Source organism: Aestuariivita sp. (assembly GCF_049276915.1).
Taxonomy (GTDB): Bacteria; Pseudomonadota; Alphaproteobacteria; order Rhodobacterales; family Rhodobacteraceae; genus Aestuariivita.
This window is the reverse complement of record NZ_JBASXK010000076.1, coordinates 1-22,800: the sequence shown is the minus strand read 5'-3', so window position 1 is coordinate 22,800 and position 22,800 is coordinate 1. Positions and strand designations below refer to the sequence as shown.

The following is a 22,800-nucleotide window of genomic DNA, read 5'->3' as shown; positions in this document are numbered from 1 at the left end:
GCGTTCAAGAGGAGAGACAAGATGGCTGCATATGATTACGAGACGCATGAGTATGACGTCGTGGTCGTGGGTGCCGGTGGTGCGGGTCTGCGCGCCACATTGGGTATGGCGGAACAGGGGCTGAGAACGGCCTGTGTGTCCAAGGTGTTCCCGACACGCTCGCATACCGTGGCCGCGCAGGGCGGTATCGCGGCGTCCCTTGGCAACATGGGACCGGACAGCTGGCAGTGGCATATGTATGACACGGTCAAGGGCTCGGACTGGCTGGGCGATACGGATGCGATGGAGTACCTGGCGCGTGAGGCACCCAAGGCGGTTTACGAGCTGGAGCATTACGGCGTGCCGTTCTCGCGTACCGAAGAGGGCAAGATCTATCAGCGCCCCTTCGGCGGGCATACCACCGAATATGGCGAAGGCCCGCCGGTGCAGCGCACCTGTGCTGCCGCCGACCGTACGGGGCATGCTATCTTGCACACGCTTTATGGGCAAAGCCTGAAGAACAATGCCGAGTTCTATATCGAGTATTTCGCCATCGATCTGATCATGTCCGATGATGGTGTCTGTCAGGGCGTGCTTTGCTGGAAGCTGGATGATGGCACGATGCATCTGTTTTCCGCCAAGATGGTCGTTCTGGCCACGGGCGGCTATGGGCGCGCCTATTTCAGCGCGACCTCGGCGCATACCTGCACCGGTGACGGTGGCGGGATGACCGCGCGGGCCGGCCTGCCTTTGCAGGATATGGAATTCGTGCAGTTCCACCCGACCGGAATCTATGGGTCGGGCTGCCTGATCACGGAAGGCGCACGCGGTGAAGGCGGGTATCTGACCAATTCCGAAGGCGAGCGGTTCATGGAGCGCTATGCGCCGACCTACAAGGATCTGGCCAGCCGCGATGTGGTCAGCCGCTGCATGACCATGGAGATCCGTGAAGGGCGCGGTGTGGGGGCCGGCAAGGATCACATCCACCTGCATCTCAACCATCTGCCAAAGGAAACGCTGGACCTGCGCCTGCCCGGCATCTCGGAAAGCGCGCGTATCTTTGCCGGAGTGGATCTGACCAAGGAACCGATCCCGGTTCTGCCGACCGTGCATTACAACATGGGCGGTATTCCGACGAATTACTGGGGCGAGGTTCTGGCCCCGACCAAAAGCAATTCAGAAGCCATCTCTCCCGGACTGATGGCCGTGGGCGAGGCGGGATGTGCCTCGGTGCACGGGGCCAACCGCCTTGGGTCGAACTCGCTGATCGATCTGGTTGTCTTCGGCCGTGCCGCGGCGATCCGGGCGGGCGAAATCGTCGATCCCAAGGCTCCGGTGCCGACGCCGAACCGGCGCAGCATCGAGGCCGCGTTCAGCCGGTTTGACGGGTTGCGCTATGCCAATGGTCATGTGCCCACGGCCGAGCTGCGCCTTGAGATGCAAAAGACCATGCAGGCGGATGCTGCGGTTTTCCGCACCGACAAGACGCTGGCCGAAGGTCAGGCCAAGATGGAAGAGGTCTCGGGCAAGCTGAGCGATGTCAAGGTGACTGACACCTCGCTGATCTGGAACTCGGATCTGATGGAGACGCTTGAGCTGACCAACCTCATGCCCAATGCCGTGGCCACGATCACGGCGGCAGCGGCGCGCAAGGAAAGCCGCGGTGCGCATGCCCACGAGGATTACCCGGATCGCGATGACGAGAACTGGCGCAAGCACAGCCTTGTCTGGTTCCAGGGCAACACGGCCTCGCTTGGGTATCGCGGCGTGATCACCAAGCCTCTGACCAGCCACAATGACGGCGGGATCGACCTGAAGAAAATCGCGCCGAAAGCGCGTGTGTATTGAGAAGGGGCTGAGACATGGTTCAACTGACGCTTCCCAAGAATTCCCGGATCAAGACTGGCAAGACATGGCCCAAGCCCGAGGGTGCCACCAATCTGCGCAAGTTCAGCATTTATCGCTGGAACCCCGATGACGGCGAAAACCCCCGCGTCGACACCTATTTCGTCGACATGGATACCTGCGGGCCGATGGTTCTGGACGCGCTGATCAAGATCAAGAACGAGATCGACCCGACCCTGACCTTCCGCCGGTCCTGCCGCGAAGGGATCTGCGGATCCTGCGCGATGAACATCGACGGGATCAACACGCTGGCCTGCATTTATGGCATGGATGAGATCAAGGGCGACGTGAAGATCTATCCTCTGCCGCATATGCCGGTGGTCAAGGACCTGATCCCGGACCTGACGCATTTCTATGCCCAGCATGCCTCGATCATGCCCTGGCTTGAGACCAAGACAAACCGTCCCGCGAAAGAATGGCGTCAGTCGATTGAGGACCGCAAGAAGCTGGATGGGCTGTATGAATGCGTGATGTGCGGTTCCTGTTCGGCGGCCTGTCCGTCCTATTGGTGGAATGGCGATCGCTATCTTGGACCGGCGGCCTTGCTGCATGCCTATCGCTGGATCATCGATTCCCGCGACGAGGCGACGGGCGAGCGGCTGGATGATCTGGAAGATCCGTTCAAGCTGTATCGCTGCCACACCATCATGAACTGTGCCAAGACCTGCCCCAAGGGGCTGAACCCGGCCAAGGCGATTGCCGAGATCAAGAAGCTGATGGTCGAGCGGACAGTCTGAGCCGGCAGGGCGCAGGGACATGCCCTCTGATGTGGTTCTGGTCCTGATCCTGGCCGGTCTGGCCGGTGCGACCATTCCCATTGGTGCGGCCCTTGCGCTGTGGCAATCCCACCTTGTCCCCGAGTGGATGCGCAGCGAATTGCGTCATGGCGTGGTTGCGTTCGGGGCCGGGGCCTTGCTGGCGGCAGTGGCTCTGGTGCTCTTGCCCGAGGGCTCGGAGCGGCTGCAGCCGGTACCGGCGCTGCTCTGGTTCTGTGCTGGCAGTCTGATCTTTGCGGTGACCGATATCTGGCTGGCTGCGCGCGAGGGGCCGGGCGCGCAGTTTCTGGCGATGATGATGGATTACCTGCCCGAGGCCATGGCTCTGGGAGCCTTGGCCACGGGGCAGTTTGATACCGCTTTGCTGGTGGCGCTGCTGATCGGATTGCAGAACCTGCCCGAGGGGTTCAACGCGATGGGTGAAATGCTGCATCCGAATGGTACGTCGGGCAAGAAGCTGTTGGTGTTCTTTGTCTGCCTTGTGCCGCTTGGCCCGATTGCCGCCCTGATCGGAATGTCGCTGCCTGCGTCGGCGGATCCGGCGCTGGGGGCGATCATGATGCTGTCTTCGGGCGGTATCGTGTATCTGATGTTTCAGGATATCGCTCCCGAGGTGCGCCTTGAGGCATCCTGGTTGCCGCCCTTCGGCGCAGTGGCGGGGTTCACTCTGGGGTTGGCAGGCGATCTTCTGATCTGAACGCGCAGGCAAATGCTGGAACGCGGTGTGGCAAGGCGCTAAGAGTGAGCCATGCATATTCTTCTTGGCCTGCTCATTGCTTTTGTCATTGTCGTGATCATGACCCGGTCGCGCCGCGCCACCCGCGCGTGCCGCTGGCGTGAAGAACGCTCGGGCAATCGCGGCAGCTTGCGGAAACATCAATGCATGGCCTGCGGAGCCGAGGTCTATCGTGCCGCCAAAGGCGATCCCGACATGTGCCGCGACCCCAACAAACGCGGCTGAAGGAGACCAAGATGACCAAGGCCCCGGCAGATGCCGACACCCGCCGCGCCGTGCGCCCCGTGATCTGCTATCCCAACGAGACATTGCCCCAACCCGACATGGTGCTTTATGCTGCGGCGCGCGCCGGTGCACAGAAGGTCGACGAGGTGCTGGTGCCTGCGCGCGAGGCGCGGGTTTTCACGGTCAGGGCCGGCCAGTTTTTTCGCATCCGCTCGGTCGAGGGGCCGCAGGTCGGCGATCTGAACCTGCATCATCTGCACGATCTTTCAGAGCGGTTCTATTCCGGAAAATCCCGTGCCTTGCACGGCACCCATCTCACCACCGGCGAGAGGATGTGGTCCAGCTTTCCGCATCTGCGCCCCATGGCCACGATTACCGAAGATACGCTGGGCTGGTACGGGATCGACGCATTTGGTGGCTCTGTCCATGATGTGATCGGCACACGCTGTGATCCCTATACCAATACTCTTCTGAGCGGCGGACAGTATCACCATTGCTGCCATTCGAACCTGACGCGGGCCTTGGCCGATCATATGGGGGTCACGCGCGCCCAGGCCGAGCCCTTGGTGCATGATGTGCTGAACGTCTTCATGTGCACCGGATTCACCCGGGATACGGGCCAGTATTTCATGAAGGCCAGCCCGGTGCGGCCCGGCGATTACATTGAATTCTTCGCCGAGATTGATCTGCTGGGCAATCTCAGCGCCTGTCCCGGTGGGGATTGTTCGGCGCAACATTCCTCGGATGCGGCTGCCTGCCACCCGCTTCTGGTCGAGGTCTTCGCCCCGGCGGATGGGGCGCTCGCGGGGTGGAGTTCTCCGGAGCGCAACGCATATATCGGCACCCATGGCCAATAGCAGGGGCGGCTTCTGGCAAAGCCTTGTGCTGCACAATCCTGCGTCTTGCTTTGGGATGCCGGCGCGTCAGGCGAATGCGGCGCTCAGGGCGATTTCAACCATATCTGCGAAGCTTTTCTCGCGATCCTCCGAGGGCAGGGCCTCGCCCGTGCCAAGATGGTCCGAAACAGTCAGCACCGCCAGGGCGCGACGGTTATAGCGCGCGGCCAGCGTATAAAGCTCCGCAGCCTCCATTTCGACGCCCAGAATACCGTGACGCACCATTTCGGCGTTCAGATCAGGGCGTTCATCGTAAAACACATCCGAGGAATAGATCGCGCCCACATGAGGCTGAATGGAGTTCGCTTCACAGGCCGCAACAGCCGCGCGCAAAAGCCCCCAATCTGCAGTTGGCGCGTAATTGAATTCCCGGAAAATGCCGGAAGACGGCGTGCTGATCGAGCTGGCCGTCATCGCCACAATGATATCGCGCAGCTTCACATGCGGCTGCATACCCCCGCAGGACCCAATTCGGATCAGCGTCTGCGCATCAAAATCGCGGATCAGTTCATTGGCGTAAATCGACAGGGATGGCATGCCCATGCCCGATCCCTGAATGGTGACAGGATGTCCCTTCCAGGTCCCGGTATAGCCCAGCATGCCGCGGGTTTCATTCACCAGTTCAGGTGCATCCAGAAAGGTCTGGGCCGCCCATCGCGCGCGATATGGATCGCCCGGCATCAAGACCGTGGGCGCGATCTGGCCCTTTTCAGCACCGATATGGATCGTCATGCGTGACTCCCTTTTTGTCTTGTCCGCCTTTATCTGCGAACAGCCGGGGTCACGCAATCCGATCGCGTATCAGATTTCCATCGTCGCGGGATCGATGCCTTTTTCCATCGCGGTCTTGAACCAATTGGGCTGACGCCCCTTGCCGGTCCATGTCTGCTTGGCATCGTCGGGGTTGCGGTACTTCGCAACGCCAGTGCCTTTGGAAGGTTTGCGCTTTTTATAGGCGCGCTTTGGTTTTTCCGCAGCGCTGTCACCGCCGGATATTTCACCCAGTGAAAAGCCGAATTCAGCGGCAGCTTTTTCAGCTGCTTTCTTGGCTGCGCGCAAATCGCGGGCTTGTGCCGAGATCAGGGCCTTTTCAACGTCCGACTTGAGCTTTTCAAGCTCTTTTCGATTCATTCCGGATAGATCGATCGCCATCTTGGATTTTCCTTTTTGCGGCTTTCGCGAAACAACAAAGAAAATACAGATGAAATTCGGGGACTTACAGTCCCTTGCGTGAACTATTTTGTGTCAGATCTGATTGGCAACCTATTGCGCGGCAATTGCCTTTGGGTCAGCCAGCGCGACGATATCCATCATGATGGCGTTCAATTCAAAGTCTTTCGGCGTATAGACTTTCGCAACACCCATTTTCAACAGGCGCCGTGCGTCATCATCGGGAATAATACCGCCAACGATCAGGGGCACATGGCCCAGACCGGCCGCATCCAACTTTTTCAGCAGGTCCTCGACCAGAGGCATATGGCTGCCCGACAGGATAGACAGACCCACCACATGGGCGTCATCCTCGAGAGCGGCGGCCACGATTTCATCCGGCGTGAGGCGAATACCCTCATAGCTGATGTCCATGCCGCAATCGCGCGCGCGGAATGCGATTTGTTCAGCACCGTTGGAATGTCCATCCAGCCCCGGTTTGCCCACAAGGAATTTCAGACGCCGCCCCAGTTTGTCGCTGACTGCATCCACGGCCTCGCGGATGTGCTCCAGACCTTCGGTCTTGTTGGACACGGATCCGGAAACTCCGGTGGGTCCGCGATAGGTGCCATGGACGCGGCGCATTTCCTCGGCCCATTCGCCCGTGGTCACACCGGCACGCGCGGCCGCGATCGAGGCCGGCATGATGTTCTCGCCCTTTTGCGAGGCGTCGCGCAAAGCCGCCAGAGCCGCCGCGACCGCCGCGCCGTCGCGTTCGGCGCGCCAGGTGTTCAGGCGGTCGATCTGTTCCTGTTCCACCGCCGGATCCACAACCATGATGCCGCCGTCTTCGGTCTGCAAAGGCGAGGGTTCAGTCGTGGTGTATTTGTTCACGCCGACCACGACCGTCTGGCCGGCCTCGATCCGGTTCAACCGGTCCGCATTGGAATCCACAAGACGGGACTTCATGTATTCGATGGATTGCACCGCACCGCCCATGGTCTCGAGATTCGCCAATTCGGCGCGCGCGCCGTTTTTCAATTCCTCGACCTTGGCATCGACAACCGGGTTTCCGTCAAACAGATCGCCATATTCCAGAAGATCGGTTTCATAGGCCAGGATCTGTTGCATCCGCATCGACCATTGCTGATCCCAGGGGCGCGGCAGGCCCAGTGCCTCGTTCCATGCAGGCAGTTGCACGGCACGGGCGCGCGCCTTCTTGGACAGGGTCACCGCCAGCATTTCAATCAGAATGCGATAGACGTTGTTTTCCGGTTGCTGCTCGGTCAGGCCCAGCGAGTTGACCTGAACCCCATATCGGAAGCGGCGCATCTTGGGATCGCTGACCCCATAGCGTTCCTCGCAGATCTCATCCCAGAGATCGACGAAGGCGCGCATCTTGCACATCTCGGTTATGAAACGAATGCCGGCATTGACGAAAAACGAAATCCGTCCAACCAGAACCGGGAAATCCTCGGCTGGGACACGCGGGCGCAATTCATCCAGAACCGCCTGCGCCGTGGCCAATGCAAAGGCCAGTTCCTGTTCGGGTGTCGCGCCGGCTTCCTGCAGGTGATAGGAACACACGTTCATCGGGTTCCATTTCGGGATACTGGTATAGCAATACTCGGCCACATCCGCGATCATCTTCAGCGACGGTTTGGGCGGGCAGATATAGGTGCCACGCGACAGGTATTCCTTGATCAGGTCATTTTGCACCGTGCCCTGCAATTGTGTGACATCCGCGCCCTGTTCCTCGGCCACCGCGATATACAGTGCCAGAAGCCAGGGCGCCGTCGCGTTGATCGTCATCGAGGTGTTCATCTGTTCCAGCGGAATCTCGTCGAACAGGCTGCGCATGTCGCCCAAGTGGCAGATCGGCACGCCGACCTTGCCCACTTCGCCGCGCGACAGCACATGATCGCTGTCATAGCCCGTCTGCGTGGGCAGATCGAAGGCAACGGACAGACCGGTCTGACCTTTGGCCAGATTGCCGCGATACAGCGCGTTGGACGCCTTGGCCGTGGAATGTCCGGCATAGGTGCGGATCAGCCAGGGGCGATCTTTTTGCGCGTCAGTCATCAGGCAACCTCGTGAATCAGGGTGGGCAATTTTATTGCGTCTAGGGCCTGATACTTGAAAGATTATGGCAAAGTCAATTCGCCGCAACGCGGCAATTTACGGGGCTTGCCCGATCTGGAAACGCAAGCCGGTCGCTTTGGAAAATCCGAAAACCCATTTCAGCGGCCCGGTCTGGCTTTCGCCCACGGCGACAAACCCCTCACGCTCGTAAAGGCGGCGTGCCCGGGGGTTGGTATCGATCACATCCAGCCGCACGGCCTTTGCGCCCTGATCCACGGCCTGTTGTTTGATCGCACTCAGCAGGGCTGTGCCCACACCGCGGCCCCGGCCTTCGGGCGCAACACAGATGCCGTCCATCAGCAACACGCCGTCTTCGATGTCGCGCTCAAGTGCCGACAGCAGCAAACCCCGCCAAAGGGCCCCGAACCAGCCATAGCTGCGCGCCAGATCGGACAGGTTTCCGCCAACCATGCTCCCCGCGCTGGTCTTATAGCCCGCCAGCCCGATCAGCGTGCCATTCTCATCCACTGCGCTGAGAGCATATCGCGGGTCCATCACCTCTCGGAAAAAACCATGAGCCCGATCCGCTGGCCCCATCAGTCGACCCAGCTTTCCTTCGAACGCCTGCCAATACAGCTTGGCGGCGCGATCAATCTGATCGACCGGAATCCCGGTTTGAATGGTCCATTCCTGCATGATCTGCCCTGTACCGGTTGCCGATATGTCATATTTACCTGTCGACGCTTTGCTGCAAGGGTCTGACCATGACATCGACCGTGGAACTACCGCTCTGGCTTTTTGTGCTGATCCTGCTGTTTGCGGTGGTCACCTTTGCTTCGCATTTTCTGTTTCCGTCCGTGCGCTGGTTCTTTCGGCGACGGTTGGAAAAGGCGGTCTCCCGTCTGAACGAACGGTTGGAACGTCCGATCCAGCCGTTCAAGCTGGCCCGGCGCTATGACATGATCCAGCGGTTGATCTATGATCCCGAGGTCACCTCGGCCATTGTCAAACATGCCCAGGAGCAGGGCATCCCCGATAACGTCGCCTTCGAGCAGGCGCGCCGCTATGCGCGCGAAATCGTGCCGTCCTTTTCGGCATCGGCCTATTTCGGCTTTGCCATTCGCCTTGCGCGGTTTCTGTCGAATGCCTTTTATCGCGTGCGCCTTGGCCATCACGACGAAGAGGCGCTCAAGGCGATCGACCCCGAGGCGACCGTGGTCTTTGTCATGAACCATCGCAGCAACATGGATTATGTGCTGGTCACCTATCTGGCCGCCGAACGCTCGGCTCTGTCCTATGCGGTGGGCGAGTGGGCGCGGGTCTGGCCGCTGAGCGGGCTGATCCGGGCCATGGGGGCGTATTTCATCCGCCGCAAGTCGCGCAATGATCTCTATCGCACGGTTCTGGCGCGCTATGTGCGTCTGGCCACCGAAGCCGGGGTCACCCAGGCGATGTTTCCCGAAGGCGGGCTGAGCCTTACGGGCAAGCTGATGACACCCAAGCTGGGTTTGTTGAAATACATAGCGGACGGTGTCGGACCGGACACGCGCGATGTGGTCTTTGTCCCCGTGGCGCTGAATTATGACCGCGTGCTTGAGGATCGCATCCTGCTGGCCGCCGTGCATCATCCCCGGCGCCGGTTTGACGCCTCGATCGGGATGATCGCGGCCAAGTCGTTCAAACAGATCTGGCTGCGTGCGACCGGGCGGTATCACAAGTTCGGATATGCTGCGGTCAGCTTTGGTGCGCCGATGTCGCTCAAGGCGTTCTCGGCGGGCAAACAGGGCGACCTCACCGTGCCGCTGGGGCGCGAGTTGATGAAGCGGATCGGCGAGGTTGTCCCGGTGTTGCCGGTTCCCATGACCGCCTGGATCATGCAGGACGGCGTCGCGCGCAGCCGGGCTGAGGTGGAACTGGCCTTTACGGCGTTGATGGACACAGTGCCAAACGCCCATATCCACCTGCCGCGCAACAACCGCGATTATGCGGCCGAAACCGGTCTGCGCCAGCTTTGCCAGCGCGGCATCCTGATCGCAGAGGGCGAGCAATACCGCCTCAACCCCGACGAGGAAGAGGTCTGCCGGTTCTATGCCAATTCCATCCGGCATTTGTTCCAAAGCAAGAATCGAAAAGATTCTGCGTCTGCAAAGGAAATTTCTGCGCCTGCAGGGTTATAAAATTACAAAAAGACAGGTTTCAAGGTTGCAATATTGCGCTGCGCCTCCTATCCCATTCCCGTAAAGCTGCGATTCCGCATCGCGGCACAGCTTGGATATGAAGGAGGCGCTGATGGCCTTGGATCAGGATGGCGGTATCGCTCAATACGAAGCCCCCGAGAAGGATCTCTACGATATGGGAGAGATGCCTCCGATGGGCTATGTGCCCGCTCAGATGCATGCCTGGGTTCTGCGCCGCGAGCGTCATGGCAACCCCGACACGGCGCTGCAGCTTGAAGTCGTGGATGTGCCCGAGATCGGCGACCAGGATGTGCTGATCCTGGTCATGGCGGCCGGTGTGAATTACAACGGGGTCTGGGCCTGCCTTGGCCAGCCCGTGTCGGTCTTTGATGGTCACCGCGCGCCCTATGCCATTGTCGGTTCGGATGCCGCCGGGATCGTCTGGGCGGTGGGTGCCAAGGTCAAGCGCTGGAAAGTCGGCGACGAGGTCGTGGTGCATTGCAACCAGGACGATGGCGATGACGAGGAATGCAACGGCGGCGACCCGATGTATTCGCCCAGCCAGCGCATCTGGGGTTATGAGACCGCGGACGGTTCATTCGCGCAATTCAGCGTGGTGCAAAGCCAGCAGCTCATGCCGCGCCCCAAGCATCTGACATGGGAGGAAAGCGCGTGCTATACGCTGACGCTGGCCACCGCCTATCGGATGTTGTTCGGCCATGCGCCGCATGATCTCAAACCCGGCCAGAACGTTCTGGTCTGGGGCGCATCGGGTGGTCTGGGCTCCTACGCGATCCAGCTGATCAATACCGCAGGTGCCAATGCCATCGGCGTAATCTCGGATGAAAGCAAACGCGATTTCGTCATGGGGCTGGGTGCCAAGGGCGTTCTGAACCGCAAGGATTTCAATTGCTGGGGCCAGATGCCCACGGTGAATACGCCGGAATATGCCGAATGGTTCGCCGAAACCCGCAAGTTCGGCAAGGCCATCTGGGACATCACCGGCAAGGGCGTGAATGTCGACATGGTGTTCGAACATCCCGGAGAAAGCACATTCCCGGTCTCGACCTTCGTATGCAAGAAGGGCGGCATGGTGGTGATCTGCGCGGGAACCACCGGGTTCAACTGCACGTTTGACGTCCGCTATATGTGGATGCACCAAAAGCGCCTTCAGGGCAGCCACTTTGCCCATCTCAAACAGGCCAGTGCCGCCAACCAGCTGATGCTGGAGCGCCGTCTGGATCCGTGCATGTCCGAAGTGTTCACCTGGGCCGATCTGCCCATGGCGCATATGAAAATGCTGCGCAATGAGCACAAGCCCGGCAATATGGCCGTCCTGGTGCAGTCCCCCAGAACCGGGTTGCGCACCTTCGAAGACGTTCTGAACGCCTGAACACTCCACGGGGTCCGCCCCGTCGGCGCGCCCGCGAATCGCTTGGCTGATTCGCGGGCGTTTTGCGTTTTCGGGGACCTTGTTTTGCCTGTTCAAAGCGTTGCAAACCCGCGACCCCACTATTTCTGGGGAGTGAAAAGCAGCGAATTCAACAATATACCAGAATCGTGCTAGAGTTGTGTTAACGATTTGTTAACCACTTTAAAGGGATAAATCCATGTTACATGAGTGGGTGCTGGACGTATTGTCAGATCTTCGATCATTCGCTCAGGAAAATGATCTGGCTGCTCTGGCTGCGCATCTGGACGATGCGGGCCTGATCGCCGCAGCGGAAATCGCGTCACATCAGGAAAGGGCCCCGGCGCAGCTCTATGGAAAAGCAATCGCAGCTGGACGCAATCCTGAGGGATTTGGAAGCCACCGATAAGCTGGAAGGCATGCACCGGGCTTCGGTGGCCCTGCGCGATCTGTTTGATATCAAGCACATGGTTTATCACTGGGTGGATTCAGCCGGTGAGCAATATGGCTGCGGTACCTATTCCGACGCCTGGCGGCAGCGGTATCTTGAACAGAATTACCTGCGGATCGATCCTGTCATTCAGGGCTGCTACCAACATTTCCACCCGGTTGACTGGAAGCGTCTGGACTGGTCAAGCAAGGCCGCACGCGCCTTTCTGGCCGAAGCCCGGGAATATGGCGTGGGCAACCAGGGCTTTTCTGTCCCCATTCGCGGCCCCAACGGGCAATTCGCGCTGTATACCTGCAATGACTGCTGTGATGACGACGCCTGGGCGCGCTTCATCGAGGCCAACAGCCGCAACCTGATCCTGATCGGTCATTACTTCAATCAAAAGGCGCTGGAGTTCGAGCCGGACCGCCACCCCGATCCGGCCCAACCTCTTTCTCCGCGTGAAGTGGATGCGATGACGATGCTGGCCCTTGGCTATAACCGCGCGCAGGTCGCCAATTCGCTGTCGATCTCGGAACATACGCTGCGCGTCTATATCGAAAGCGCGCGCTTCAAGCTGGGCGCGCTCAACACCACGCATGCGGTCGCGCGCGCGCTCAGCCGCGGGCTGATCGTGCTGTGACGTTCATCCGCCCTTAACTGTCCTTGCACGGTCCTGTCAGAGCACCTTAACCATGGCCCGATAGCCCTTGTCGCCTCACAGGCTGACAGGGGCTTTGCATGTTGCGCTATATCTATGGTCACGATCTTCACCATTTCCCGAAACTCGCAGGTGCCATGTTCCGCGATCGTGCGGATCAGTTTTCGACCCGGTTGGGCTGGGATGTGCAGATCGATGCAAATGGCGAAGAGCGCGATCAGTATGATGCGCTTGATCCGCTCTATGTGATCTGGGAAACGCCGGGCGGGGGCCATGGCGGATCAATGCGGTTCCTGCCGACCACCGGGCCGGTGATGGTGAACGATATCTTCGGCCATCTCACCGGAGGCGGGCCGATCCAGAGCCCGCTGATCTGGGAATGCACCCGCTTTTGTCTTGCCCGCAACGCAGGTCCGCGCGCGGCGGCTGCCCTCATGCTGGGCGGGGGCGAGATCATGCGGGGCTTTGGCATCTGCCATTTCGCCGGCGTCTTTGACCGCCGGATGGAGCGCATCTATCGCGCCATCGGCTCCTGGCCTGAAATTCTGGGCAGCGAAGGCGAAGGCCGCGATCGGATCAGTGTGGGCATCTGGGAGTTCGACGCCACCGCGCAGGCGCGCGTGGCCAGACGGGCCGGAATATCCCCGGAACTTTCCCAGCTTTGGTTCCGGCGCGCCTTTGGCGAGGAAACCCGCTCCAAGGTGGCCCTGAGCGCCTGACACCTCTGGCCCCCGGACGGGTGCGGCTGTAGGGTCGCGCCCATGTCCGAACCCGCGTTGACGTTCTCTGATGATCAGGCCCAGGCCTTTGACAGCGTGGCTGAGATGCTGCGCAGTGCCGGCGTTGATCTGGACGACGCTCTGCTGACCCCGCCGCGCGATGCGGGCGCGGGGGTCCTGGCGGTGATCGGCAAGGCTGGATCGGGCAAGACCCTGCTTCTGGCGGAACTTTACAAGGCGCTGCTTGGTGCCGGGGTCGACGTGGTTTCCGGCGATTACGAGGGGCGCAAACGCAAGGATCGCCGCACGCTTGCCATCCTTGCGCCTACCAACAAGGCCGCATCGGTGCTGCGCTTGCGCGGCGTTCCTGCGACCACGATCCACCGTATCCTCTATACGCCGGTTTATGATCCGGAGTACGAGCGCATCGCCCAATGGCTGGCCGGGCAGGGCGAGCGCCCGGAGATCGAGGGTCTGACCGATCTGGCACTGGATCGCGCGCACGCATTTTTTGACACCAACAAATCCATCCCCGGCGCATTGGCGGCCGCCGGTCTGCGCGGCTCGGATTTCATCACCGGCTGGAAACGGCGCGAAGAACCGCTGGATATCGGTTTTGTCGACGAAGCGTCGATGCTGGATGAAAAGCAGTTCCAGGACCTGCAGGAGATTTTCCCTAACCTGCTGCTGTTTGGCGACCCGGCGCAGCTTGCCCCGGTCAATCAATCCGGCTCGATGGTGTTTGAAAGCCTCAAGGAGGATCGCAAACTCACGCTCAGCCGCATTCACCGCCAGACACAGGATAACCCCATTCTTGATCTGGCCCATGCGCTGGCGGATCCCCAGCTTGAATTTCAGGATTTCGAGAGGATGGTCGAGCAAAAGGCCGCGCAGGATGAGCGCGTGGTCTGGGGCCAGCGGGTCGAAGTCGATCTCATGGCCCGTTCTCCGGTGCTGGTCTGGCGCAATGCCACGCGCATCCGGCTGATCAATGCCTTTCGCGCCGTCCACGGTGCGCCCGAGACCGAGTTGATGGCAGGCGAGCCGCTGATCTGCGACGGGATCGAACTGCCGCTGAAGCACCGCAAGAAACGGCTGGATCTGGAAGCGCGCGGCCTGATCAAGGGTGCGCAGGTCGTTTATCTTGGCCCCGGGAACAAACCGGGCTTTTCGCGCCTGCATGTGATCGGAGCCGAAGATCCCCGGGTGTCCGCGGCCTCGATCGTGAAAATTGAAAAACCCGACGAGGAAGAGCCCTTCATTCCCTTTGCCGCGCGGATGGGGGCGACCTTTCTGCACGGTGCGGCGGTCACGATCCACAAGGCGCAGGGGTCGCAATGGGACACGGTGCAGGTCTTTGCGCCCGATATCTTTGTCGCCGCCCGCATGGGCCGCACCGAAGCCGGGCAGCCTCTGTGGAAACGCCTGGCCTATGTCGCCATCACCCGCGCACAGGACCGCCTGATCTGGGTGGTGCGCAATCGTCTGTCCAAACCCACCCATGATCTGCGCGTGGATGATCTGCGCTCGGTTCCTGTTGCCCCGTTGACACTGGAGAACGAAGTCCAATGAAATCCATCCTGATCACTGGTGCCAGTTCGGGCATCGGACGCGCCACCGCCACGCTGTTCCTGCAGGAAGGCTGGCGGGTCGGTCTGGTCGCGCGCCGCGCCGAGCTTTTGGAAGAGGTCGCCGCCGGCCATGACAACGCCACCATCCTGCCTGCGGATGTGACCGATGCGGATGCGATGGAACAGGCCTTCAGCCGCTTTGCTCAGGACGCGCCGCATCTGGATGCGGTCTTCAACAATGCCGGGATGTTCGGCCCGATGGCCCCGATTGACGAACTTGCGCTGGAGGATTGGCACAAGGTCCTTGCGGTCAATCTCACGGGCATGTTCATCACCGCGCGCCTTGCCTTTGGGCGCATGCGCGCGCAAGATCCTCAAGGCGGGCGCATCATCAACAACGGGTCGATCTCGGCACATAGCCCGCGCGAAGGGGCGGTGTGCTATACCACCACCAAACACGCGATCACCGGCCTGACCAAGTCGCTGTCACTGGACGGGCGGCCCTTTGATATCGCCTGCGGGCAGATCGACATTGGCAATGCCGAAAGCCAGATCATCACCGATCTCAAGGCGCAAAACCCCGCGATGGAGACCATGGATGTGATCCATGCGGCTCAATCGGTACTGCATATGGCCCGGCTCCCGCTTTCGGCAAATGTGCAAAGCATGACCGTGATCGCCACCAAGATGCCCTTTGTCGGCCGGGGCTGAACGGAAAACGGGCGCATCCTTGCAGATACGCCCGTCCGGATTTTCAAGCTCGACACCCCTTGCGGGGATGAGGCTCAGGCCAGTTGCAGATTGGCCGCGCTCTCGCGGCCATCACGGCCGGATTCGATGTCGAAGGTCACTTTTTGATCGTCTGCAAGACCGGTCAGGCCCGCACGCTCGACCGCAGAGATGTGTACGAACACGTCCTTGCTTCCGCCTTCGGGGGCGATAAATCCAAAACCTTTTGTGGTGTTAAACCATTTGACAGTGCCATTGGCCATTGTCGTTCTCCTTTAAAATCTGCCCACGGAATGCGGCAGTACGGCTAGGTCATTGCAAGATCGCAAACGCTGAGCCGTTAGGAGCAGAATCGTCGATGAAGGTAACGTCGCACCCCTCACTTAGTGTGCCGCGCTCTCATAAACAAGGTTCAAACGCTTTGGCGGGCAAATGATATTTCGGACAGGGCCGGGCGTGCGGGGCCGGCAAGCACCGTTTTGCGCTCAGCCGCGCACCATGCGGAAGGCCGCCGAGGCACCCCAGCCGGCGGCAATGGCAATGGCCAGCGACATCAGCCCATAGAGCAACGGCTGCTGGCGAGAGAGGGTGAACAGCCAGCGTTCCAGCCCCACCTTGCGCACATTGATCGTGGTATCCAGTTCCGACACCACCGCGCCATCGCGTGCGAGGAAAATGCGCGTGACGTAATCGCCCTCGGTCAGGTTGGCCGGCAGACGGATCGAGGTGCGAAACAAGGTCTGCTGATCCACGGCCACATGGCTTTCAAGCTCCTGATACAGCTGGTTGGCCTTGCGGATCCGGATCAGCGCTTCGGTAAAGCTTTCGGAATCCTGGATATTCATCGGTGCCCCGACCGAGCGGATGGCCCGGCTGATGCTGATCTTGTGGCGCAGGTCTTCGGTATCGGACAACACGCTGCTCAGCGGGCCGGACGAGGCCACCGCGTAAAAGCTGGGGGCCTTGTCCACTTCGACGGCATCGGTGTTCACCCAGATGCCAAAGCGGTTTTCCTTGCGGCGCACCATGACCGCTTCAGAGGGTCCTTCGACGGTCACGATCACATCCAGTTCGGGACCCTCCGGAATCGGCTTTTCGCGTTTGACCGCGCCAAAGATCAGGATGTCTGAGCCTTCGAACCTTGTGGTGATCGACACCTGGTCGCGCGACAGGCCCAGCACGACCTCTTCGGCCCAGACGCTCAGAGGGGCAAGGATCACGCAGAGAGCCAGCCAGAAGCGCATCAGTGACCGCCCCCGGGGCTGCCCAGCGAATACAGCTCGCTTGGCATCAGCAACAGATCCATCGCCAGCTTGCCACAGACCGCCAGAACCATGATCGCCAGCAGGATGCGCAACTGTTCGGCCTTCAGCTTGACGCCGATCTGCGCGCCGATCTGCGCCCCGATGACGCCACCGATCAGCAGCAGAACCGCCAGCACGATATCCACGGTAAAGTTCGTCGTGGCATGCAGCATGGTGGTGAAGGCGGTCACGAAAATGATCTGGAACAGCGATGTCCCCACCACGACCTTGGTGGGCATCCCCAGCAGATAGATCATCGCGGGCACCATGATGAACCCGCCGCCGACCCCCATGATCGCGGCAAGCACACCCACCAGAAGACCGACCATGAGCGGCGGAATGACCGAGATATACAGCCCCGATGTGCGAAACCGCATCTTGAACGGCAGGGCATGGATCCAGCCGCGCTGCTTGCGGCGCGGGGCAGGGGCTCCGCCGCGGGCGCGGGATTTGCGGATCGCGTTCAGGCTTTCAACGAACATCAGCGCGCCGATCACGCCCAGGAACACGACATAGCAAAGCTTGACCAGCAGATCGACCTGACCCAGCGCCTTGAGATAGTTGAACACCAACACGCCAAGCGCGGCACCGAACAGGCCGCCGACCAGCAGCACAACGCCCATCTTGAGATCAACGGTCTTGCGCCTGAGATGGGCCAGAACACCCGAAAAGGACGAGGCAACGATCTGGTTGGCCTCGGTCGCAACGGCCACAGCCGGAGGGATGCCGATGAAGAACAAAAGCGGCGTCATCAGAAACCCGCCGCCCACGCCGAACATGCCCGACAACACGCCCACAAGCCCACCCAGGCCCAGCAGCACAAAGGCGTTCACCGACACCTCTGCAATGGGCAGGTAGATCAACATGGGGCGATGTCCTTTACAAACGCTTAATGTGTGTACGAAAAGCGACTGACTATGGGTAGGTGTTCACCTGCGACATTTCGGAACGGTTTGCAATCTGCATTCCCTTGCGGCACGCACGGATTTCAGCGTTCCTTGACATATGGCTCTCCGCCCGCGCGCGGCGGGATCGCCTTGCCGACAAAGCCGGCAAGGATCACCACAGTCAGAATATAGGGCAGCGCATCCATCACCTGCACCGGCACCACAAAGGCTCCGAGGTCGATGTTCTGATAGCGCAGCGCGATAGCCTGCAGGAACCCGAACAGAAGGCAGGCCCAGAGCGCATGCCAGGGACGCCACTTGGCAAAGATCAGGGCCGCCAGCGCGATGAAGCCGCGCCCGGCGGTCATGTCCTTGACGAACCCGGCCTGCAGTGCGGTTGCCAGATAGGCTCCGGCAATCCCGCACAGCACACCGCAAATCGCCACCGCGGCAAAGCGCAACCCGACCACGCTGACGCCCGCGGTATCCACCGCTGCGGGGTTTTCACCCACCGCGCGCAGGCGCAGACCAAAGCGCGTGCGATACAGCAGCCACCATGTCCCCGGCACCGCCAGCAGCGCGATATAGACAAGGATCGAATGCCCCGAGAGCAACTCGGCATAGATCGGACCCAGGATCGGCACGGGGGCAAGCGCTTCGGCAAAGGGCAGCTCGATCGGGTTGAACCGTGCGCCGCCCACCAGAGACGGCGTGCGCCCGCCCTGGCTGAACCAGTCCTGTGCGATCAGCACGGTCATGCCCGCCGCCAGAAAGTTGATCGCGACTCCGGAAATCAGCTGATTGCCCCTGAAGGTGATCGAGGCCAGCCCGTGCAACCCGCTCAGCACCAGAGAGGATGCAATCCCCGCCAGCAGCCCCAGCCAGACCGACCCGGTCATGGCCGCCACGGCCGCCGAGAAAAACGCCGACATCAGCATCTTGCCTTCCAGCCCGATGTCGAAAATCCCCGCCCTTTCCGAATAAAGCCCGGCAAGACAAGCCAGCAACAAGGGTGTGGCCAGCCGAACGGTGGAATCAAGGATCTGGATGATCGTGATGAAATCCATCATCCGCGCCCCCGGTTCAGCCGCAGGAACAGTTTTTCCAGCGGCATGCGCACCATGTTGTCCAAAGCCCCGGTGAACAGGATCACCAGCGCCTGAATGACCACGATAAGTTCACGCGGGATCGAGGTCCAAAGCGCCAGTTCGGCACCGCCCTGATAGAGGAACCCGAACAGGATTGCCGCCAGGAACACGCCGAAGGGATGGCTGCGCCCCATCAGGGCCACGGCGATGCCGATGAAGCCCGCGCCTTCGGTCGCGTTCAGCACCAGCCGTTCGGCCTCGCCCATGACGTTGTTGATCGCCATCATCCCGGCCAGCCCGCCCGAGATCAGCATGGCGATCATGGTGATCTTCACCGGCGAGATCCCGGCATACAAAGCGCCGGTTTCCGAATGCCCATAGGCGCGGATTTCATATCCCAGCCGCGTGCGCCAGATCAGCAGCCAGACAATGACGCAGGCCGCAATCGCGACCAGCAGGCTGATGTTCGCAGGTGCCGCGCGCGAAAACTCGATGCCGAACGGGGCCAGCATGTCATGCAGCGTGGGCAGATGAACGGTCTCGGGGAACCGTGCGGTGGCCGGATCCATCGACCCGTCCGGGCGCAGTACATTGACCAGAACATAGTTCAGAACCGCCGCTGCGATGAAATTGAACATGATGGTTGTGATCACGATATGGCTGCCGCGCTTGGCCTGCAGCCAGGCCGGCACCGCCGCCCAGAGCGCTCCGAATGCCATGGATCCTGCAATCGCCGCGATCAGCGCCATGGACCAATGCGGCCAGGGGATCATCAGGCAGACCAGAGCCACGCCAAGGCCGCCCAGCATGGCCTGTCCCTCGCCGCCTATATTGAACAGCCTGGCATGGAAGGCCACGGCCACGGCCAGCCCGGTGAACATGAAATTCGTGGCGTAATACAGCGTATAGCCCCAACCATAGGTCGAGCCCAGCGCGCCCTGCACCATCAGCTTGACCGCCGCCACCGGATCTTCGCCAATCGCCAGGATCACCAGGGCCGACAGGAGTGCCGCCAGCAGCAACGAGATCAGCGGGATCAGGATCACATCGGCCCAATGCGGCATCTTTTCCATCAGGCGGCCTCTCCGCTGACCCCGGCCATCAGCAGGCCCAGCTCTTTTTCATCGGTCTGATCGGGCAGGCGTTCGCCCATGATATGACCGTCGAACATCACCGCGATCCGGTCGGACAGCGAAAAGATCTCTTCCAGTTCGACCGAAACCAGAAGGATCGCCTTGCCCTGATCGCGCAGGCTCACGATCTGCTGGTGGATGAATTCGATCGCACCGATATCCACGCCACGCGTCGGCTGACCCACCAGCAACAGATCCGGGTTGCGTTCGATCTCGCGGGCCACGACGATCTTCTGCTGATTGCCGCCGGAAAAATTCTTGGCCTTCAGCCATGGGTCGGGCGGGCGCACGTCAAAGGTCTTCATCTTGGCTTCTGTGTCGGCGCGCAGGGCCGCATTGTCCATCAGCAACCGGTTGCGCTGATAGCGCGGATCATGGTGATAGCCGAAGGCGACGTTCTCCCAGGCGTGATACTCCATGATCAGCCCCTCGCGCTGGCGATCCTCGGGCACATGGGCAATGCCGCGCGCGCGCCGCGATTGCCCGTCCGAGCCGCGCCCGGTGAGATCCAGAGCCTGACCGTTCACCCGGATCGTGCCCATGCCCGGATGCATCCCACCCAGAACCTGCAGCAATTCCGATTGTCCATTCCCGGCGACTCCGGCGATGCCCAGAATCTCTCCCGCGCGCACGGTCAGATTTATGCCTTTGACACGCTCGACCCCGGCCTCGTCCACGACGCGCAGGTTTTCAACCTCAAGCACGGCACCACCGGGGCGGGCGGGGGCCTTGTCGACCCGCAACAGGACCTTGCGCCCCACCATGAGTTCGGCCAGTTCTTCGGGGCTGGTCTGGTCGGTTTTCACATGGCCCACCATCTCGCCGCGCCGCATGACGCTGACCGTATCGGTGATCTCCATGATCTCGCGCAGCTTGTGGGTGATCAGGATGATGGTTTTGCCTTCTTCGCGCAGACGATGCAGGATGCGAAACAGCTGATCGGCCTCGGCCGGGGTCAGCACGCCGGTCGGTTCGTCAAGGATGAGGATATCGGCCTGGCGGTAAAGCGCCTTAAGGATCTCGACGCGCTGCTGCTTGCCCACACCCAGGTCCTGGATCACCGCGTCCGGGTCCACCTGCAGCCCGTATTCCTGTTCCAGCGCCACAAGCTCCCTGCGCGCCTTTGACAGCGAGGGGGCCAGCAGGCGGCCCTCTTCGGCGCCAAGAATGATGTTTTCCAGAACGGTGAAGTTTTCCACCAGCTTGAAATGCTGAAAGACCATGCCGATGCCCGCGGCAATCGCGGCCTGGCTGTCGGGAATCTCGGTCTTTTTGCCGGCGATGAAAATCTCACCCGCGTCGGCTTTGTAAAATCCATAAAGGATGCTCATCAGCGTGGATTTGCCCGCGCCGTTCTCGCCGATGATCCCGTGGATCGTGCCGGGGGTCACGCTGATCGAGATGTCCTTGTTCGCCTGAACGGCCCCAAAGGCCTTGGAGATGCCTTTGAGTTCAATGGCCGGAGCGGCAGTCGCCTGCCGCTCCGTTTGATTTTGCGCTTTCATATCCGTGACTTAGAACGTCAGTACCGGGCAGCTGTCATCGGACATATAGTCATGCACGGTGAGGTCGCCTGCCGCGATCTTCTTTGATGCGTTCTCGACGGCGTTCTGCATGTTCGCGTCCACGAGGTCCTTGTTGAATTCGTCCATGGCATAGCCGACGCCGCCATTGGCCAGACCCATCACGCGAAAGCCGGTCTCAAGACCGGGGCCATCGGTGAAGGCTTCGAAAACCGCGTTATCCACGCGCTTCAGCATCGAGGTCAGGACTTTGCCGGGGTGCAGATAGTTCTGGTTGCTGTCCACGCCGATCGACAGGATGCCTTCGTCGGCTGCGGTTTGCAGTACACCCACGCCGGTGCCGCCAGCGGCCGCATAGACCACGTCTGCACCCTGAGATATCTGCGCCTTGGTCAGTTCCGAGCCCTTGACCGGATCATTCCAGGCCGCCGGAGTGGTGCCTGTCATATTGGCGATCACGGTCGCATCGGGGTTCACCGCTTTGACACCCTGGGCATAGCCACAGGCGAATTTGCGGATCAGCGGGATGTCCATGCCGCCGATAAAGCCGACAGTGTTGGATTTCGACGCCATCGCCGCCATCATGCCCACAAGATACGAGCCCTCATGCTCGTTGAACACGACCGAGCGCACGTTGGGCGCATCCACGACCATGTCGATGATCACGAAAGACGTATCGGGATAATCGCCCGCCACCTGACCCAAGGCATCGGCAAAGGCAAAGCCTGCCATCACGATCGGGTTGGAGCCGGATTCAGCAAAGCGGCGCAGCGCCTGTTCGCGCTGGGCTTCGGATTGCAGTTCGATATCGCGAAAGCTGTTGCCGGTTTCATTGGCCCAACGCTGCGCGCCGTTGAAGGCGGCTTCGTTGAAGGATTTGTCGAACTTGCCACCCAGGTCAAAGATCAGGGCAGGCTCGGCGGCGGCTGCTCCTGCGCTCAGGGCGATGGCCGCTGTGGCACCCATGATTTTCTTCATGAAGGTCATAAATAGTCTCCCAGTTGGTTCTGATTGGGGCCGCAGCCTTGGCCGGCGCAACCCATGGGTCATCTCGGATCGGAGTAGATCGTTATAAATAAGGCCGCAGGCAGGGCCGAGGGTCAACCGATTCTTGAGATCAGGCTTGCGAAACGAGATGTTAACCTTGGGTCAGATCGCAGGCCATGATCACGGCATCGGCAGCGCGCGCACCTGTGCGCGGATAATAGGCCGGCCGCAGACCGGTGCGGATGTATCCGCAGCTGGCATAAAGCGCGCGGGCGGCGTCATTGTCCAGCGCGACCTCCAGAAACGCGCGCCGGGCACCGCGCCGTGCGGCCTCGGTCTGCCATGTGTCCATCAGCGCGCGCGCCAGCCCCTGTCGGTGAGCATCCGGATGGGTGGCAATGGTCAACAGTTCGGCCTCATCCAGCACGACGC

At 60.8% G+C, this 22,800-nt stretch carries 23 protein-coding genes; 11 read left to right on the top strand and 12 right to left on the bottom strand.

The annotated features are described in order from the left end of the window. The first annotated feature begins 21 nt into the window (after positions 1–21). Genes sdhA through WAO69_RS07925 form a run of 5 tightly spaced genes read left to right on the top strand, consistent with a single transcriptional unit; the run spans position 22 to position 4,478 of the window. A complete protein-coding gene (gene sdhA, locus WAO69_RS07945) occupies positions 22–1,827 on the top strand; it encodes a succinate dehydrogenase flavoprotein subunit (RefSeq protein WP_422177799.1) in 1,806 nt (601 codons plus the stop codon). 14 nt (positions 1,828–1,841) lie between these two features. Further along, the gene (locus tag WAO69_RS07940) at positions 1,842–2,621 is read left to right on the top strand and encodes a succinate dehydrogenase iron-sulfur subunit (protein WP_422177797.1); all 780 of its coding nucleotides are present in this window, start codon (positions 1,842–1,844) and stop codon (positions 2,619–2,621) included. A gap of 19 nt (positions 2,622–2,640) precedes the next feature. Further along, entirely contained in the window at positions 2,641–3,357 is a 717-nt protein-coding gene (locus tag WAO69_RS07935; protein ID WP_422177795.1) for a ZIP family metal transporter, read from the top strand. Between the two features lie 51 nt (positions 3,358–3,408). Next, positions 3,409–3,621: a hypothetical protein gene (locus WAO69_RS07930; RefSeq protein ID WP_422177793.1), complete on the top strand. Its 213-nt coding sequence runs from the start codon at positions 3,409–3,411 to the stop codon at positions 3,619–3,621. An 11-nt stretch (positions 3,622–3,632) separates the two neighbouring features. Further along, on the top strand, positions 3,633–4,478 hold the full coding sequence (locus tag WAO69_RS07925; RefSeq protein ID WP_422177791.1) for an urea carboxylase-associated family protein: 846 nt from the start codon (positions 3,633–3,635) through the stop codon (positions 4,476–4,478). Between the two features lie 66 nt (positions 4,479–4,544). On the opposite strand, the gene deoD is transcribed toward WAO69_RS07925, so the two are convergent. From deoD to WAO69_RS07905, 4 genes are all read right to left on the bottom strand, one after another. Next, the gene (gene deoD / locus WAO69_RS07920) at positions 4,545–5,249 is read right to left on the bottom strand and encodes a purine-nucleoside phosphorylase (RefSeq protein ID WP_422177789.1); all 705 of its coding nucleotides are present in this window, start codon (positions 5,247–5,249) and stop codon (positions 4,545–4,547) included. 69 nt (positions 5,250–5,318) lie between these two features. Next, entirely contained in the window at positions 5,319–5,669 is a 351-nt protein-coding gene (locus tag WAO69_RS07915; protein WP_422177786.1) for an H-NS family nucleoid-associated regulatory protein, read from the bottom strand. A 111-nt stretch (positions 5,670–5,780) separates the two neighbouring features. After that, the gene (locus WAO69_RS07910) at positions 5,781–7,751 is read right to left on the bottom strand and encodes a methylmalonyl-CoA mutase family protein (RefSeq protein ID WP_422177891.1); all 1,971 of its coding nucleotides are present in this window, start codon (positions 7,749–7,751) and stop codon (positions 5,781–5,783) included. Positions 7,752–7,844: 93 nt separating this feature from the next. Then, a complete protein-coding gene (locus WAO69_RS07905) occupies positions 7,845–8,444 on the bottom strand; it encodes a GNAT family N-acetyltransferase (RefSeq protein ID WP_422177784.1) in 600 nt (199 codons plus the stop codon). Positions 8,445–8,512: 68 nt separating this feature from the next. On the opposite strand from WAO69_RS07905, the gene WAO69_RS07900 reads away from it, so the two are divergent. From WAO69_RS07900 to WAO69_RS07875, 6 genes are all read left to right on the top strand, one after another. Continuing rightward, on the top strand, positions 8,513–9,925 hold the full coding sequence (locus WAO69_RS07900; RefSeq protein WP_422177782.1) for a 1-acyl-sn-glycerol-3-phosphate acyltransferase: 1,413 nt from the start codon (positions 8,513–8,515) through the stop codon (positions 9,923–9,925). 112 nt (positions 9,926–10,037) lie between these two features. Then, positions 10,038–11,318, top strand: a complete 1,281-nt coding sequence (ccrA, locus tag WAO69_RS07895) for a crotonyl-CoA carboxylase/reductase (RefSeq protein ID WP_422177780.1) — start codon at positions 10,038–10,040, stop codon at positions 11,316–11,318. A 371-nt stretch (positions 11,319–11,689) separates the two neighbouring features. Continuing rightward, complete coding sequence (locus WAO69_RS07890; protein WP_422177778.1) at positions 11,690–12,409, top strand: helix-turn-helix transcriptional regulator; 720 nt, start codon at positions 11,690–11,692, stop codon at positions 12,407–12,409. Positions 12,410–12,507: 98 nt separating this feature from the next. Continuing rightward, complete coding sequence (locus tag WAO69_RS07885; RefSeq protein WP_422177776.1) at positions 12,508–13,146, top strand: acyl-homoserine-lactone synthase; 639 nt, start codon at positions 12,508–12,510, stop codon at positions 13,144–13,146. A 42-nt stretch (positions 13,147–13,188) separates the two neighbouring features. Continuing rightward, on the top strand, positions 13,189–14,718 hold the full coding sequence (locus tag WAO69_RS07880; RefSeq protein ID WP_422177774.1) for an ATP-dependent DNA helicase: 1,530 nt from the start codon (positions 13,189–13,191) through the stop codon (positions 14,716–14,718). Next, positions 14,715–15,428, top strand: coding sequence for an SDR family oxidoreductase (locus WAO69_RS07875; RefSeq protein ID WP_422177772.1), 714 nt, complete (start codon positions 14,715–14,717; stop codon positions 15,426–15,428). Before WAO69_RS07880 ends, WAO69_RS07875 begins: the two co-directional genes overlap by 4 nt. A 74-nt stretch (positions 15,429–15,502) precedes the next feature. On the opposite strand, the gene WAO69_RS07870 is transcribed toward WAO69_RS07875, so the two are convergent. The 8 genes from WAO69_RS07870 to WAO69_RS07835 form a co-directional block, all read right to left on the bottom strand. Next, entirely contained in the window at positions 15,503–15,709 is a 207-nt protein-coding gene (locus WAO69_RS07870) for a cold-shock protein (protein WP_422177770.1), read from the bottom strand. Positions 15,710–15,931: 222 nt separating this feature from the next. Beyond that, positions 15,932–16,690 carry a TIGR02186 family protein gene (locus WAO69_RS07865; protein WP_422177768.1) on the bottom strand — a complete coding sequence of 253 codons (759 nt, stop codon included), beginning with the start codon at positions 16,688–16,690 and terminating at the stop codon, positions 15,932–15,934. Then, entirely contained in the window at positions 16,690–17,616 is a 927-nt protein-coding gene (locus tag WAO69_RS07860) for a sulfite exporter TauE/SafE family protein (RefSeq protein ID WP_422177766.1), read from the bottom strand. Before WAO69_RS07860 ends, WAO69_RS07865 begins: the two co-directional genes overlap by 1 nt. A gap of 122 nt (positions 17,617–17,738) precedes the next feature. Beyond that, a complete protein-coding gene (locus WAO69_RS07855; protein WP_422177889.1) occupies positions 17,739–18,704 on the bottom strand; it encodes an ABC transporter permease in 966 nt (321 codons plus the stop codon). Then, complete coding sequence (locus tag WAO69_RS07850; RefSeq protein WP_422177764.1) at positions 18,704–19,798, bottom strand: ABC transporter permease; 1,095 nt, start codon at positions 19,796–19,798, stop codon at positions 18,704–18,706. Before WAO69_RS07850 ends, WAO69_RS07855 begins: the two co-directional genes overlap by 1 nt. After that, a complete protein-coding gene (locus WAO69_RS07845; RefSeq protein ID WP_422177762.1) occupies positions 19,798–21,363 on the bottom strand; it encodes an ABC transporter ATP-binding protein in 1,566 nt (521 codons plus the stop codon). Before WAO69_RS07845 ends, WAO69_RS07850 begins: the two co-directional genes overlap by 1 nt. Before the next feature lie 9 nt (positions 21,364–21,372). Next, entirely contained in the window at positions 21,373–22,368 is a 996-nt protein-coding gene (locus tag WAO69_RS07840; protein WP_422177760.1) for a BMP family lipoprotein, read from the bottom strand. A gap of 151 nt (positions 22,369–22,519) precedes the next feature. Beyond that, positions 22,520–22,800 (bottom strand): GNAT family N-acetyltransferase (locus tag WAO69_RS07835; RefSeq protein WP_422177758.1); only part of this gene is annotated, 281 nt, incomplete at its 5' end.

Bases quoted from the DNA above. Each gene is read 5' to 3' on its own strand.
- WAO69_RS07905 (WP_422177784.1), bottom strand. From the start codon at position 8,444: ATGCAGGAATGGACCATTCAAACCGGGATTCCGGTCGATCAGATTGAT.
- WAO69_RS07885 (WP_422177776.1), top strand. From the start codon at position 12,508: ATGTTGCGCTATATCTATGGTCACGATCTTCACCATTTCCCGAAACTC.
- WAO69_RS07915 (WP_422177786.1), bottom strand. From the start codon at position 5,669: ATGGCGATCGATCTATCCGGAATGAATCGAAAAGAGCTTGAAAAGCTC.
- WAO69_RS07850 (WP_422177764.1), bottom strand. From the start codon at position 19,798: ATGGAAAAGATGCCGCATTGGGCCGATGTGATCCTGATCCCGCTGATC.
- WAO69_RS07880 (WP_422177774.1), top strand. From the start codon at position 13,189: ATGTCCGAACCCGCGTTGACGTTCTCTGATGATCAGGCCCAGGCCTTT.
- WAO69_RS07840 (WP_422177760.1), bottom strand. From the start codon at position 22,368: ATGACCTTCATGAAGAAAATCATGGGTGCCACAGCGGCCATCGCCCTG.
- WAO69_RS07855 (WP_422177889.1), bottom strand. From the start codon at position 18,704: ATGGATTTCATCACGATCATCCAGATCCTTGATTCCACCGTTCGGCTG.
- ccrA (WP_422177780.1), top strand. From the start codon at position 10,038: ATGGCCTTGGATCAGGATGGCGGTATCGCTCAATACGAAGCCCCCGAG.
- WAO69_RS07940 (WP_422177797.1), top strand. From the start codon at position 1,842: ATGGTTCAACTGACGCTTCCCAAGAATTCCCGGATCAAGACTGGCAAG.
- WAO69_RS07935 (WP_422177795.1), top strand. From the start codon at position 2,641: ATGCCCTCTGATGTGGTTCTGGTCCTGATCCTGGCCGGTCTGGCCGGT.
- deoD (WP_422177789.1), bottom strand. From the start codon at position 5,249: ATGACGATCCATATCGGTGCTGAAAAGGGCCAGATCGCGCCCACGGTC.
- WAO69_RS07870 (WP_422177770.1), bottom strand. From the start codon at position 15,709: ATGGCCAATGGCACTGTCAAATGGTTTAACACCACAAAAGGTTTTGGA.
- WAO69_RS07875 (WP_422177772.1), top strand. From the start codon at position 14,715: ATGAAATCCATCCTGATCACTGGTGCCAGTTCGGGCATCGGACGCGCC.
- WAO69_RS07925 (WP_422177791.1), top strand. From the start codon at position 3,633: ATGACCAAGGCCCCGGCAGATGCCGACACCCGCCGCGCCGTGCGCCCC.
- WAO69_RS07930 (WP_422177793.1), top strand. From the start codon at position 3,409: ATGCATATTCTTCTTGGCCTGCTCATTGCTTTTGTCATTGTCGTGATC.
- WAO69_RS07860 (WP_422177766.1), bottom strand. From the start codon at position 17,616: ATGTTGATCTACCTGCCCATTGCAGAGGTGTCGGTGAACGCCTTTGTG.
- WAO69_RS07890 (WP_422177778.1), top strand. From the start codon at position 11,690: ATGGAAAAGCAATCGCAGCTGGACGCAATCCTGAGGGATTTGGAAGCC.
- sdhA (WP_422177799.1), top strand. From the start codon at position 22: ATGGCTGCATATGATTACGAGACGCATGAGTATGACGTCGTGGTCGTG.
- WAO69_RS07865 (WP_422177768.1), bottom strand. From the start codon at position 16,690: ATGCGCTTCTGGCTGGCTCTCTGCGTGATCCTTGCCCCTCTGAGCGTC.
- WAO69_RS07900 (WP_422177782.1), top strand. From the start codon at position 8,513: ATGACATCGACCGTGGAACTACCGCTCTGGCTTTTTGTGCTGATCCTG.
- WAO69_RS07845 (WP_422177762.1), bottom strand. From the start codon at position 21,363: ATGAAAGCGCAAAATCAAACGGAGCGGCAGGCGACTGCCGCTCCGGCC.